9 protein-coding genes and 1 riboswitch are annotated in these 13,504 nt (G+C 67.3%); of the genes, 3 read left to right on the forward strand and 6 right to left on the reverse strand.

Annotated features, from left to right (window positions below; genetic code table 11):
- The first annotated feature begins 339 nt into the window (after positions 1 to 339).
- Entirely contained in the window at positions 340 to 2,304 is a 1,965-nt protein-coding gene (locus AC5P6H_RS17580; RefSeq protein WP_495202924.1) for a M2 family metallopeptidase, read from the forward strand.
- Positions 2,305 to 2,423: 119 nt separating this feature from the next.
- Here AC5P6H_RS17580 and AC5P6H_RS17585 read toward each other — a convergent pair whose 3' ends face one another.
- The 3 genes from AC5P6H_RS17585 to AC5P6H_RS17595 form a co-directional block, all read right to left on the reverse strand.
- Complete coding sequence (locus AC5P6H_RS17585) at positions 2,424 to 2,816, reverse strand: hypothetical protein (RefSeq protein WP_014648016.1); 393 nt, start codon at positions 2,814 to 2,816, stop codon at positions 2,424 to 2,426.
- 69 nt (positions 2,817 to 2,885) lie between these two features.
- A complete protein-coding gene (locus AC5P6H_RS17590) occupies positions 2,886 to 3,779 on the reverse strand; it encodes a siderophore-interacting protein (RefSeq protein ID WP_049441930.1) in 894 nt (297 codons plus the stop codon).
- 140 nt (positions 3,780 to 3,919) lie between these two features.
- Positions 3,920 to 5,146 (reverse strand): multidrug effflux MFS transporter, encoded by a 1,227-nt coding sequence (locus AC5P6H_RS17595; RefSeq protein ID WP_032960036.1) that lies wholly within the window; start codon positions 5,144 to 5,146, stop codon positions 3,920 to 3,922.
- 299 nt (positions 5,147 to 5,445) lie between these two features.
- Positions 5,446 to 5,548, forward strand: a riboswitch (glycine riboswitch).
- Positions 5,549 to 5,610: 62 nt separating this feature from the next.
- On the opposite strand from AC5P6H_RS17595, the gene gcvP reads away from it, so the two are divergent.
- A complete protein-coding gene (gene gcvP, locus AC5P6H_RS17600) occupies positions 5,611 to 8,478 on the forward strand; it encodes an aminomethyl-transferring glycine dehydrogenase (RefSeq protein WP_032960028.1) in 2,868 nt (955 codons plus the stop codon).
- A gap of 91 nt (positions 8,479 to 8,569) precedes the next feature.
- Here the strand turns inward: gcvP and AC5P6H_RS17605 are convergent, their stop codons facing one another.
- The 3 genes from AC5P6H_RS17605 to AC5P6H_RS17615 all read right to left on the reverse strand — a co-directional run bounded on the left by AC5P6H_RS17605 (position 8,570) and on the right by AC5P6H_RS17615 (position 11,291).
- Positions 8,570 to 8,980, reverse strand: coding sequence for a VOC family protein (locus AC5P6H_RS17605; RefSeq protein WP_005418291.1), 411 nt, complete (start codon positions 8,978 to 8,980; stop codon positions 8,570 to 8,572).
- 138 nt (positions 8,981 to 9,118) lie between these two features.
- Complete coding sequence (locus AC5P6H_RS17610) at positions 9,119 to 10,486, reverse strand: amino acid permease (RefSeq protein WP_495202925.1); 1,368 nt, start codon at positions 10,484 to 10,486, stop codon at positions 9,119 to 9,121.
- A gap of 82 nt (positions 10,487 to 10,568) precedes the next feature.
- A complete protein-coding gene (locus tag AC5P6H_RS17615) occupies positions 10,569 to 11,291 on the reverse strand; it encodes an AraC family transcriptional regulator (protein WP_014038112.1) in 723 nt (240 codons plus the stop codon).
- A 114-nt stretch (positions 11,292 to 11,405) separates the two neighbouring features.
- Here AC5P6H_RS17615 and AC5P6H_RS17620 point away from each other — a divergent pair, with 114 nt between their 5' ends.
- Positions 11,406 to 13,496, forward strand: a complete 2,091-nt coding sequence (locus AC5P6H_RS17620; RefSeq protein WP_049441934.1) for a catalase — start codon at positions 11,406 to 11,408, stop codon at positions 13,494 to 13,496.
- Positions 13,497 to 13,504: the final 8 nt, after the last annotated feature.

Genomic DNA, 13,504 nt, shown 5'->3' on the forward strand with positions numbered 1-13,504 from the left:
CCCGGGTGCGCGACGCTGAAAACGGGCTGGTCCCTGCCTAAGGCCAGCCAGGGCGCAGACCAAAGGCTGCCGGCCAGCGGCCGGCACTACCGTGCCCGTCTCCTGGAGGGGCCAAGCCCCTCCATCAACACAGTTGCTACACGGACGTACTTGCGGCGTCCCCGCACTCCGACACCGCCCCGCCAAACCACGGATAGTCCGCTGTTGCTGTTGCTTCGGCTTTGCCGTTTGTTGAAGGCCTCTGCGGGTGCCGGGCGCCGCCCGGCCGACTTCCGCCACTTGCGGAGGCAGCGGCTGCCCACTAGCCTTCGGCCGTCGTTCACCACCCAAGGACCGCCCGTGAAACACCGTCATCTCCTGCTGGCCTCGGCAATCGCCGCCGCCACGCTGGCCCTGGCCGCCTGCAAGAAGGAAGCTGCCCCAGGCACCGATACCGCCAGCAGCAGCGCCCCGGCCGGCGAAACCGCCGACCAGTTCGTGGCCCGCATCAATGCCGAGTTCAAGGCCGCCTACCCGGAGATGACCTCGGCGCAGTGGCTGTCCTCCACCTACATCAACAGTGATTCGGAACGCATCGCAGCCAAGGCCAACGAGCGCTCGCTGACCCAGCTCAACAGCTGGATCGAACAGGCTGCGAAGTTCGACGGCAAGCCGATGAGCGAGGACAGCAAGCGCGCGATCCACCTGCTGAAGCTGATGTCGTCGATGCCGGCACCGCGCGACCCGGCCAAGCTGGCCGAGCTGACCCAGATCGCCACCCGCATGGAAGGCAGCTATGGCGCCGGCAAGTACTGCACCGATGCCAACGATCCGAACTCCTGCCGCCAGCTGGGCGAGCTGGAGCAGGTGCTGGCACGCAGCCGCGACTATGACAAGCAGCTCGACGCCTGGCAGGGCTGGCACAGCACCACCAAGAACATGCGCGGCGACTACCAGAAGTTCGTCGGCCTGGTGAACGAAGGCGCCAAGGGCATGGGCTTCACCGATGCCGGCGAGATGTGGCGCAGCGGCTATGACATGCCGCCGGAGCAGATCGGCCCGGAAACCGACCGCCTGTGGGAACAGGTCAAGCCGATGTACGAGCAGCTGCACTGCTACGCACGCGGCAAGCTGGACAAGACCTACGGCAAGGACAAGGCCGAAGTGGGCAACGGCCTGATCGCCGCGCACCTGCTGGGCAACATGTGGCAGCAGGACTGGTCGAACCTGTGGGACCAGCTGGAACCGTACCCGGGCGCCGGCAGCCTGGACATCACCGCGGCGCTGGAGAAGCAATACCAGACCAACCTGAGCGCGGCGCTGGCCAAGGCCGGCAAGGATGCCAACGTGGCCGCGCAGTACAAGGCGCAGCGCGAGGCCGAACTGCGCACCGCCAAGCAGATGACCGAACGCGCGCAGGACTTCTACGTGTCGCTGGGCATGCCGTCGCTGCCGCAGTCGTACTGGGAACGCACCCAGTTCATCAAGCCCGATGACCGCGATGTGGTCTGCCACGCCAGCGCCTGGGACATGAACATGGAAGGCGACGTGCGCACCAAGATGTGCATCAAGCCGAACGAAGAGAACTTCACCACCATCTACCACGAGCTGGGCCACATCTATTACGACCTGGCCTACAACCCGCTGCCGCCGCTGTTCCAGGGCGGTGCCAACGATGGGTTCCATGAAGCGATCGGCGACACCATCGTGCTGGCGATGACCCCCAAGTACCTCAGCTCGATCGGCCTGGTCGATACGCCGACCGAAAGCCGCGAAGCCGTCATCAACAACCAGATGCGCATGGCGCTGTCGGGCGTGTCGTTCCTGCCGTTCGGGCTGATGATCGACCGCTGGCGCTGGGGTGTGTTCGATGGTTCGATCACCGCCGACAACTACAACAAGGCATGGTGGGGCCTGAAGGCCAAGTACCAGGGCGTGGCGCCTGCCAGTACCCGTGGCGAGGAGTTCTTCGATCCGGGCGCGAAGTACCACGTGCCAGGCAACACCCCGTACACCCGCTACTTCCTGGCGCGCATCCTGCAGTTCCAGTTCTACAAGGGCCTGTGCGACGCGGCCGGCTACAAGGGCCCGCTGCATGAGTGCACCTTCTACGGCAACAAGGAAGCCGGCCAGAAATACTGGGCGATGCTGAGCAAGGGTGCCAGCCAGCCGTGGCAGGCCACGCTGAAGGAGCTGACCGGCACCGACAAGCTCGATGCCGGCCCGATGATCGAGTACTTCACGCCGGTCAACGAGTGGCTGAAGCAGCAGAACGAAGGCCAGATGTGCGGCTGGCAGGCCAACGCGGCACCGGCGGCGAAATGAGAAAAGGGGCGGGTCCGCAAGGATCCGCCCCTTCCTGGTAGTGCCGGCCGCTGGCCGGCAACTACGCGATGAAGACCCCGCGGGCAGCCGGCCAGCGGCCGGCTCTACCGGAATGCCTGTCAGCTGTCCTTCTTCGCCGCCATCGCCGCGGCCAGGTCCGCCTTGAACTCCTCGAAGGTCTGGCCCTTTTCCTTTGCTTCGGCCTGTGCGGCGTCGCGCAGCGCATCGGAGTACATCAGGCGCACCGGCGTGCCGTTGCGCTCGTGCAGTTCACCGGCCTGCATGATCAGCGCCAGTACCTGCGCGGCGGAGTCACTGTGGCCGGCGATACGGCCGTCCATGCCCAGCACCCATTCGCCATCGCGGCGCACGACACCGGCCAGCAGGGTGCGCTGCGCGTCGCGCAGTTCCGCATGCGGCTCCACCGGCGAGGCCTGGGCAGCGGCCTTGTTGGCGGCCTGCTTTTCCTGGCGACGGCGCTGGTCGCGGCGGGTCTTGGAGCTGGTGGACATGGTGCGGTACCGCTGCGAGGGGGGCGCAAGGATAGCGCACCCCCGCCCGCCACACCGCTTCACACCCCCTCAGTCCAACACTTTCCCGTGCCGCCAGTAACCCATGAAGGTGATCGTGCGGCGGTCCAGCCCGCACTCGCGGACCAGATGGCGACGGATCGCCATCACCGCTCCCGCCTCGCCTGCCACCCAGGCATACAGCGGCCCCGCCACGCTGGCATCGGCCTGTTCCCAGAGGATCTGCGCGTCGACGTCGATCTCTTCCAGTTCTTCGCCAGCGACCACGCTCGAGGCGGCCAGGCGCGCCTGCACCGCCTGCAACAGAGGCGCCCCGTACGCCGCCTGCCCGCGCGGCAACCAGACCAGCTCGGCCGTGGCCGGCGCCTTCAGGCGAACCGCATCACCGGCCTGCGCCACTTCCAGCAGGGCCAGCGTACGTGGCGGATCCACCCTGGCCGCCAGTTCCTCAAGAATGCCGGCCACTGCCGGCAGCGCGGTCTCGTCAGCCACCAGCAGCACCTGGCCAACGCCGGCCGGCGGCTTCCATTCCCAGCCCTCGCTGCTGTCGGCGCAGTCGGCATCCGGGGCCAGCAGCACCACGCGGTCGCCCGGCCGTGCATGGATGGCCCATCGCGAGGCCGGCCCGGTCTCGCCATGCAGCACGAAATCAACATCGACCTCGCCCTGCTCTGCACGCAGCTGGCGGAGGGTGTAGGTGCGCATCGGCGGGCGCTGATCGTCCGGCAGGGCCCGATAGCGTGGGTACCAGTCCTCGCCGCTGGGGACCTGCGGCACCTCCTGGCCGGGCAAGGGGAAGAACACCTTGATGCGCTGGTCGGGCCCTCCGGTCGTCATCCGCGCCACGTCGGCACCGGTGAACACCATGCGGTCCAGGGAAGGGGAAAGAACGCGGCGCTCCTTCAGCGCCACCTCGAACAGGCGGTAGGTCTGCTGCGCAGCCATGGGGAACCTCATGCAACGACAGTGGATCGGCTGGCTGTCGTGCACCTGTGCACCGGCTGGCTGGAGTGCCCAGCCTAGTCCGGCGGTTTCCCGTCGCAAGCGTTGCGGGCGTCGTAGCCTGCCCTACCCCTGCGCGCTGCTCAGTGACCCGTGCAGGCTGCCTGCGCCGCGCGTTCGCGCCGGTGTTCCCAGTACCAGAACACGAAGCCGGCGCCGAAGAACCCAGCCTGGCCCAACGCCAGGTGCAGCGGGCTGGCGCTGAGCAGCGGCGACACCACGCCGGCCACCACGGTGCTGATCATCAGCTGCACGAAGGCCTGCAGCGACGAGGCCAGGCCGCGCTGGTGCGGGTACATGTCCAGCACCGCCAGCGCCAGGATCGGGAAGATCAGCGCCATGCCCATGCCACCCAGGAAGATCGGCAGCACCGCCCACGGCAGCACGAACTGCGGCGCCAGCGCCACGTAGCCGACGTTCAGCAGCACCGACAGCGCGCACAGGCCGAAACCAATGGATACCTGGCGGGTGGGCGTGGTGTGCCCGGCCATGCGCCCGGACAGGAACGAGCCGGTGGTCATGCCGCCGATGGTGGGGATGAACAGCCAGGCGAAACCGCCCTCGCCCAGGTGCAGGTGCTGCATCACGAACACCGGTGCCGAGGAGATGTACAGGAAGATGCCACCGAAACCGATGCTGCCGGCCAGCGCCAGGCGCAGGAAGCGCGGATTGAAACCGATGCGCACGTAATCACGCATCAGCACCCGCGGCGACAACGGAACGCGCGCTTCGAGCGGATGGGTCTCCGGCAGGTAGCGGGCGGTGGCCGCCAGCAGAACCAGTGCGAACACCACCAGGAACCAGAAGATCAGCGGCCAGCCAGCACCGCTGAGCAGGATCCAGCCACCGATGATCGGCGCGATCGCCGGGGCGATGCCGAACAGCATCGACACCTGGCTCATCAGCCGCTGCGCGTCGTGACCGTGGTACAGGTCGCGGATCACCGCGCGGCCGACGATCATGCCGACGCCTGCGGACAGGCCCTGCAGGGCGCGGAACCCCAGCAGCGTGGTCAGATCGGTGGACAGCGCACAGCCGACCGAGGCGCCGACGAACACCACCAGGCCGCCGAGGATCACCCGCTTGCGGCCCCAGGCATCGGACAGCGGGCCGTGTGCCAGGCTCATCAGGCCGTAGAACAGCAGGTACACGCTGATGGTCTGCTGCACCGCCACCTCGTCCACCGCCAGGCGCTGGGCCAGCTGCGGGAACGCTGGGAAGATGGTGTCGATCGAGAACGGACCGAACATGGCCAGGCCGGCGAGCAGCAGGGCCATGCGGCGGGTGGAAGGAGCAACAGCGGCAGTCATGGAGAAGGCGTCCGGCAGGGCCATGCGCGGCACGCACGGCGGGCGCCAGTCCCCTGCAGCAGGGACGGCGCCAGATGAATTCGGGTATCCGCCCATCATAGGTGGGGATTGCGCCTGATGCCATGCAGCAGTGCACAAAACGCACGGGCGGGCCATCGGCCATTCAGGCGCCGCGGCCGGGCCCGCAGGCGGCTGGCGCGCCCGCAACGGGCTATAATCGGCGGGCAACACGGTGGGAGAAGCGGAACACCGCTGCCGAAGGCGCAACGCCCGTAATCGCTCAGGCCCGATACCACCCGTAACACAACTCTGGAGAGACCGGTTCGATCCGGCGCCGAAGGGGCACGAAGCCGCGGTTTTCCGCGCTTCCAAACTCTCAGGCAAAAGGACAGAGGGGCGCCCCGCAGACCGCCGACCGGCGGCTTGTGCCCGTGCGTGTGCCCTTTCCTGACGGATCCTTCGCCATGTCCCAGAACACCCCTTCCCTGCGTGAGCTCGAGCACCACAATGCGTTCGTCGAGCGCCACATCGGCCCCAACGATGCCGAGATCGCGCAGATGCTCGACGTCGTCGGCCACGCGTCGCTGGATGCGATGACCGATGCCATCGTACCGGCCAAGATCAAGTCGCCGGCGCCGCTGGCACTGCCGGAATCGATGACCGAAGTGCAGGCACTGGCGAAGATCCGTGCGATCGCCGACAAGAACACCGTGCTGCGCAGCTTCATCGGCCAGGGCTACTACGGTACCCACACGCCGAACGTGATCCTGCGCAACATCCTGGAAAACCCGGCCTGGTACACCGCCTACACCCCGTACCAGGCCGAGATCTCGCAGGGCCGCATGGAAGCGCTGATCAACTTCCAGACCCTGTGCGCCGACCTCACCGGCATGGAAATCGCCAACGCCTCGCTGCTGGACGAAGCCACCGCCGCAGCTGAAGCGATGACCCTGGCCAAGCGTTCGGCCAAGTCGAAGTCGGACACCTTCTTCGTGCACGACGCCGTGCACCCGCAGACCCTGGAACTGCTGCGTACCCGCGCCGAGCCCATGGGCATCGTGCTGCGCGTCGGCACCCCGGCGGAGGCACTGGAAGCAGAAGCCTTCGGCCTGCTGCTGCAGTACCCGGACACCTTCGGCCAGATCGGCGACTACAAGGCGCTGGTCGAGGCCGTGCACGCGCGCGGCGGCCTGGTGGCCGTGGCCACCGACCTGCTGGCGCTGACCCTGCTGGCCGCCCCGGGCGAATGGGGTGCGGACATCGTGGTCGGCAACAGCCAGCGTTTCGGCGTGCCGTTCGGCTTCGGCGGCCCGCACGCCGCATTCATGGCCTGCCGCGACGCCTACAAGCGCTCGATGCCGGGCCGCCTGATCGGCGTCTCGGTCGATGCCCAGGGCAACCCGGCCTACCGCCTGACCCTGCAGACCCGCGAGCAGCACATCCGCCGCGAGAAGGCCACCTCCAACATCTGTACCGCACAGGTGCTGCTGGCGGTGATGGCCTCGATGTATGCCGTGTACCACGGCCCGGAAGGCCTGACCCGCATCGCCCGGCGCACCCACCGCCTGGCCTCGATCCTGGCCGCCGCGCTGCGCGAGGCCGGCGTGCAGGTCGGTGGCGACTTCTTCGACACCCTGCATGTCACCGGCGTGCACGCCGATGAGATTCACGCCAAGGCCCGCGCCGCCGGTTACAACCTGCGTGCGATCGACAGCGACTCGGTCGGCATCAGCCTGGACGAGACCGCCACCCGCGCCGACGTGGTCGCACTGGCCGCCGTGTTCGGTGCGCAGGCCGACGTCGACGCGCTGGATGCCAGCACCGCCGATGCGCTGCCGGCCGGCCTGCTGCGCCAGTCCGCATTCCTGACCCATCCGGTGTTCAACACCCACCACAGCGAGCACGAACTGCTGCGCTACCTGCGCTCGCTGGCCGACAAGGACCTGGCGATGGACCGCACGATGATCCCGCTGGGCTCGTGCACCATGAAGCTCAACGCCACCGCCGAGATGATCCCGGTGACCTGGCCGGAGTTCTCGCAGATCCACCCGCTGGTGCCGGCCGACCAGGCGCTGGGCTACAAGGAACTCATCGACACGCTGGAAGCGATGCTGGTGGAATGCACCGGCTATGACGCGGTCAGCCTGCAGCCGAACTCCGGCGCGCAGGGCGAGTACGCCGGCCTGCTGGCGATCCGCGCCTACCACCGCTCGCGCGGCGAAGGCCACCGCGACATCTGCCTGATCCCGGATTCGGCGCACGGCACCAACCCGGCCTCGGCGCAGATGTGCGGCATGAAGGTGGTGGTGACCAAGACCGATGCCAACGGCAACGTCGACGTCGAGGACATCCGCCTCAACGCCGAGAAGTACAGCGACCGCCTGGCCGCGATCATGATGACCTACCCGTCCACGCACGGCGTGTTCGAGGAAGAGGTGGTGGAGATCTGCGAGATCATCCACAAGCACGGCGGCCAGGTGTACACCGACGGTGCCAACATGAATGCCCTGGTCGGCGTGGCCAAGCCGGGCAAGTGGGGGTCGGACGTTTCGCACCTGAACCTGCACAAGACCTTCTGCATCCCGCACGGCGGTGGCGGCCCGGGCGTCGGCCCGTGCGCGGTCAAGGAGCACCTGGCCCCGTTCCTGCCGGGCAAGCTGGGTGACAACGGCCCGGTCGGCATGGTCAGCGCGGCCAGCTTCGGCAGCGCCTCGATCCTGCCGATCAGCTGGATGTACATCGCGATGATGGGCCGCGACGGCCTGCGCAAGGCCACCCAGGTCGCGCAGCTCAACGCCAACTACATCGCCAAGCGCCTGGCCCCGCACTTCAAGACCCTGTACACCGGCCGTAACGGCCTGGTGGCGCACGAGTGCATCCTGGACGTGCGCCCGCTGGAGAAGACCAGCGGCATCGGTGCCGAGGACGTGGCCAAGCGCCTGATCGACTTCGGCTTCCACGCCCCGACCCTGAGCTTCCCGGTGGCCGGCACGCTGATGGTGGAGCCGACCGAGAGCGAATCGCTGCACGAACTGGATCGCTTCATCAACGCGATGATCCAGATCCGCGAGGAGATCACCGCGATCGAAGACGGCCGCCTCGACCGCGAGGACAACCCGCTGAAGAACGCGCCGCACACTGCCACCGCAGTGACCGCCAGCGAGTGGACCCACGCCTACCCGCGTGAACTGGCCGCCTTCCCGCTGGCCAGCCTGAAGCAGAGCAAATACTGGCCGCCGGTGGCGCGTGTCGACAACGTGTACGGCGACAAGAACGTGATGTGCGCCTGCATCCCGGTCGATGCCTACAAGGATGATGAAGTCGAGGCGTGATTCCTCACTGCATCGGTAAAGAAAACGGCCCGCGCAAGCGGGCCGTTTTCATGGGGCGTGTGGACCAAGGCCCACACCCACAAGCATCCGCTCACGGGTCCGGCATCTGCCCCAGGCTCAACTGCCACGACACGCCAAAGCGGTCCTGCACCCAGCCGTAGCGATTGCTGAAGTCATAGTCGCCCACCGGCATCAACCAATGGCCGCCCTCACCCAGCACGCGTGCCGCGCGCTCGAACTGCTCGGCACCGGAACACTCGACGAACAGCGAGATCGACGGCGAGAAGGTGAAATCGTGCACGTCCAGGCTGTCGAAGCACAGGTAGTGGGTGCCACCGAGCAGGAAGATGGCCTGGCGGACCTGCCCCGGCACGCCGGCGCCGGCCCCCTCGGGATGGCGTTGCAGGGCCAGCAGCCGGAAATCGGCAAAGGCTTCGGCGTACAGGGCCAGCGCGGCCTCGGCCTGGCCGGTGAACATCAGGAAGGGACGGCTGCGCAGCATGCGGTACTCCTGGTCGGCGGGCCGATGACGGCCTGCCTGCACAGTGCCACGCGGAGTGTGTTCCTGTTGTAGAGCCGAGCCCATGCTCGGCTGGCGATCGCGCAAACAGCAGCCGACCGCAGGGTCGGCTCTACAGAATCACGCCTGGCGCATGCGCCGCGCGATGGCACTGCTGGCGGCGATCGTGGCGGTCAACGCCACCATCGACAGGAACTGCAGGCGGGTGTGCGACTCACTCAGCAGCAGGCCGAAGATCAGCGCAAGGATCGCCAGTGCACAGCAGGTCAGCCACGGGAAACCGGCCATGCGGAACGGCAGTCGGGTACCCAGACGATCCGCGCGACGACGCAGCACCAGCTGCGAGACCAGCGACAGCGTCCACACCAGCAGGCAGGTGGAACCGACGATGTTCAGCAGCACCGGCAGCACCCGGTCCGGGAACAGCAGTTCCATCACCGTGGCGGCAAAGCCGAACAGCACGCTGGCCAGCACGGCGATCACCGGCACCTGGCGCGGGTCGGTCCAGCCAAGCACGGCCGGCGCTTCGCGACGCTGCGCCAGCGAATACATCATGCGCGAGGCGCCGTAGAGGTTGGCATTGAGCGCCGACAGCAGCGCGATCACGGCGATCAGCGTGATGGCGGTACCAGCGCCCGGGATGCGGGCGATGTCCAGCACGGCGGCGAACGGCGACTTCAGCGCCTCGCTGGTCCACGGCACCACGGCGATGATCACGCTCAGCGAGCCGATGTAGAACACCAGGATGCGCCAGGCCACGGTGCGGATGGCACGGGCAATGCTGCGCTCGGGGTCTTCGGTTTCGGCCGCCGCCACGGCCACGATCTCGGTGCCGCCGAAGGCGAACACCACCACCAGCAGCGCCGCGCCGATCCCGGCCAGGCCCTTCGGCGCAAAACCACCGTGTTCGGTGAAGTTGCTCAGGCCCGGGGAGGTCACCTGCCGCAGCCATCCCATCAGCAGCGCCACGCCAATGGCGATGAACGCCAGGATCGCCGCGACCTTGAGGATGGCGAACCAGAATTCGAACTCGCCGAAGTTCTTCACTCCGAGCAGGTTGATCGCGGTGAAGAACAGCATGAACGCCAACGCCGCCATCGGTACCGGTATCGCCGGCCAGACCGTGGCCAGCAGCCCGGCCGCACCCACTGCTTCGGCGGCGATCACGATCACCAGCTGCACCCACCACAGCCAGCCCACGGTGGCACCGGCGGTAGCCCCCATGGCGTCGGCTGCATACACCGAGAACGCGCCGCTGGTCGGTTTGGCCGCCGCCATCTCGCCCAGCGCGTTCATCACGATGATCACCAGCGCTCCGGCGACCAGATACGACACCAGGACCGCCGGACCGGCCGCCTGCACACCCACGCCCGAGCCGAGGAACAGCCCGGCGCCGATGGCGCTGCCCAGGCCCATCATGATCAGCTGGCGGGGCTTGAGCGAATGTCCGAGGCGGGACGGCGAAGCGGTCGGAATCGAGTTGGGCATCGGCGGGGCTGGCGGCGGGCTACAGGGGCGACACCTTACCCTGTCCCGTGCCCACGGGGATAGGCACAGCGCAGCAGGCCGCTCAGGCCAGCGCCGGCTCGCCGACGTTCCCACCGATACGGGCACGATAGGCACGCGGCGAGAAACCGGTTTCAGCCTTGAACTTGCGGGTGAAGGCACTCTGGTCGCTGAAACCGCAGGCCTGGCCGATGCAGGCGATGCTGTCGTCGCCATGCAGCAGATGCATGGCCATCTGGATTCGCAGCCGGGTCAGCACCTGCTGCGGGGTCATCTGGAACACCTTGCGGAAGCTGCGCTCCAGCTTGGACAGCGAAAAGCCGGTGATGTCCAGCAGGGTCTGCATGCGCACGTTCTCGGCGTAGTGCGCGTTGAGGTGGGCCAGCGCCAGCCGCAGCTGCTCGTACTGGGTGCCGAGGCTGTCCTTCTGGCCAAGGTCGCGGGAAATGCCGATCAGGCCCTCGATGGCCCCGTCGACCACCAGCGGGCGCTTGCAGGTCAGGCACCAGCCCGGTTCGCGGTTGGCGAACAGGTGCAGCTCCATCAGGTTCTCGATCACCTCACCGGACAGCACGCGGGCGTCCTGGTCAACGTAGTCCGCACTGAGGCCGGTCGGGTAGATTTCGGCCGCCGTACGCCCGATCACGTCCTTGCGCGCGCGCAGACCCAGCCGCCGCAGCATGGTCTGGTTGACGTGGGTGTAACGCCCCTGGCGGTCCTTGATGAAGAACAGCACATCCGGGATGGCGTCGAACAGGGCTTCGATGTCGGCGGGCTCGACTCGCATGCGGCAAGCATACCCGAGCCTGCTTTTGCCCGTACGTTCACCTTTGCCGGACCGTGGTTTAACGGGGCTGGTTCCAGTGTCGTGGTTCCTTTTGATGATCCGGAGCCAACGTCCATGGCCGCCAGCAAGCCGACCGGCAAGCGCGCAACCGTCCCTGCCGAAAGCCACCGCCGGGGCGATGGCGATGAACTGCACCAGCAGGCCGGGGGCAGCCATCCGGCAATGACCACCGACCAGGGCATTCCGGTGGCGGACAACCAGAACTCCCTGCGGCAGGGACCTCGGGGGCCCACGCTGCTGGAGGACTTCATCCTGCGCGAGAAGATCACCCACTTCGATCACGAACGCATTCCCGAGCGCATCGTGCACGCACGTGGCAGCGCAGCACACGGCTACTTCGAGCTGACCCGATCACTGGCAGCCCATACCCGCGCACGCATCCTGACCGAGGTCGGCGTGAAGACGCCGGTATTCACCCGCTTCTCGACCGTGGCCGGTGGCGCAGGCTCGGTGGATACCCCGCGCGACGTGCGCGGCTTTGCGGTCAAGTTCTACACCAAGGAGGGCAACTGGGATCTGGTCGGCAACAACATCCCGGTGTTCTTCATCCAGGACGCGATGAAGTTTCCGGACCTGGTGCACGCAGTGAAGATGGAGCCGGACCGCGCCTTCCCGCAGGCCGCGTCGGCCCATGACACGTTCTGGGACTTCATTTCGCTGATGCCCGAATCGATGCACATGATCATGTGGGCGATGAGCGACCGCGCCATCCCGCGTTCGCTGCGGATGATCGAAGGCTTCGGCGTGCACAGCTTCCGCCTGCTGAACGAGGCTGGCGAGTCGACGTTCGTCAAGTTCCACTGGCGGCCCAAGCTGGGCATTCAGTCCACGGTCTGGGACGAAGCGTTGAAACTGCAATCGGCCGACAATGACTTCCATCGCCGCGACCTGTTCGAGGCCATCCAGCGCGGCGACTTTCCCGAATGGGAGCTGGCGGTGCAGCTGTTCACCGAAGAAGACGCCGACGCATTCCCGTTCGACCACCTGGATCCGACCAAGATCATTCCCGAATCGCTGGTGCCGTTGCAGGTGATCGGGCGCATGGTACTGGACCGCTGGCCCGACAACTTCTTCGCAGAAACCGAGCAGGTGGCGTTCTGCCCGGCCAACGTGCCGCCCGGCATCGACTTCAGCAACGACCCGCTGCTGCAGGGCCGCCTGTTCTCCTACCTGGACACCCAGCTGCTGCGCCTGGGCGGCCCGAACTTCCACCAGATCCCGGTGAATGCACCGAAGTGCCCGTTTGCCAATCATCAGCGCGACGGCCACATGCAGATGCAGGTGCCCAAGGGCCGCGTCGCCTACGATCCCAGCTCGCTGCAGGACGACACCCCGCGCGAGACGCCTGCCGGATTCCGCAGCCATGCCAGCGCCGACGATGGCCGCAAGGGCCGCACCCGCGCGGAGAGTTTCGCCGACCACTACAGCCAGGCCCGGATGTTCTTCCGCAGCCTGGAAAAGCCGGAGCAGGCGCACCTGGCATCGGCGCTGGTGTTCGAGTTGTCCAAGGTGGAAACGCTGAAGGTGCGGGTGCGCACCGTCAGCCACCTGCGCAACATCGATGACGCGCTGGCGCAGCGCGTGGCCGATGGCCTGGCCCTGCCTGCGCTGCCCGACCCGGCCCCAACCGCCACGCCGGTGCGGGACATGCCGCCCGCTCCCGAGGTGCGCGTGATCGGGCGTAACAAGCCGACCCTGCAGGGTCGCTGCATCGGCATCCTGTTCGACGAAGGCTCCGACGCGCGCGTGATTGCCAGCCTGAGCAAGGCCGCCCGGAAGGCAGGTGCAGACGTGAAGCTGGTCGCGCCAAAAGTGGGAGGCGCCACGCTGAGCGATGGCGCATTGCAGGCGGCAGATGGGCAGCTGGCGGGCACCCCGTCAGCCGTGTTCGATGCAGTAGCCGTGGTGCTCAGCCTTGAAGCCGCGAAGGCCTTGTCGAAAGAGAGTGCAGCCGTCGAATTCGTCAGCCAGGCGTGGGCACACCTGAAGGCCATCGCCAGCGACGCGGGCGGCCAGGTGCTGCTGAAGGCGGCGCGCGTCGGCAACGACCCCGGCATCGTCGAAGCAGAAGACGCCAAGGCATTCCTGGCGGCGGCCGCCACCCGCCAGTGGGCGCGCGAGCCCAAGCTGCGCCTGCTGGCCTGACCACAACG

The organism is Stenotrophomonas sp. YJH_SMC_110 (assembly GCF_059369255.1).

Excerpts from the sequence above, each read along its gene's own strand:
- AC5P6H_RS17610 (WP_495202925.1), bottom strand. The coding sequence starts at position 10,486 with ATGCCCAACTCGATTCCGACCGCTTCGCCGTCCCGCCTCGGACATTCG.
- AC5P6H_RS17620 (WP_049441934.1), top strand. The coding sequence starts at position 11,406 with ATGGCCGCCAGCAAGCCGACCGGCAAGCGCGCAACCGTCCCTGCCGAA.
- AC5P6H_RS17605 (WP_005418291.1), bottom strand. The coding sequence starts at position 8,980 with ATGCTGCGCAGCCGTCCCTTCCTGATGTTCACCGGCCAGGCCGAGGCC.
- AC5P6H_RS17595 (WP_032960036.1), bottom strand. The coding sequence starts at position 5,146 with ATGACTGCCGCTGTTGCTCCTTCCACCCGCCGCATGGCCCTGCTGCTC.
- AC5P6H_RS17590 (WP_049441930.1), bottom strand. The coding sequence starts at position 3,779 with ATGGCTGCGCAGCAGACCTACCGCCTGTTCGAGGTGGCGCTGAAGGAG.
- gcvP (WP_032960028.1), top strand. The coding sequence starts at position 5,611 with ATGTCCCAGAACACCCCTTCCCTGCGTGAGCTCGAGCACCACAATGCG.
- AC5P6H_RS17615 (WP_014038112.1), bottom strand. The coding sequence starts at position 11,291 with ATGCGAGTCGAGCCCGCCGACATCGAAGCCCTGTTCGACGCCATCCCG.
- AC5P6H_RS17585 (WP_014648016.1), bottom strand. The coding sequence starts at position 2,816 with ATGTCCACCAGCTCCAAGACCCGCCGCGACCAGCGCCGTCGCCAGGAA.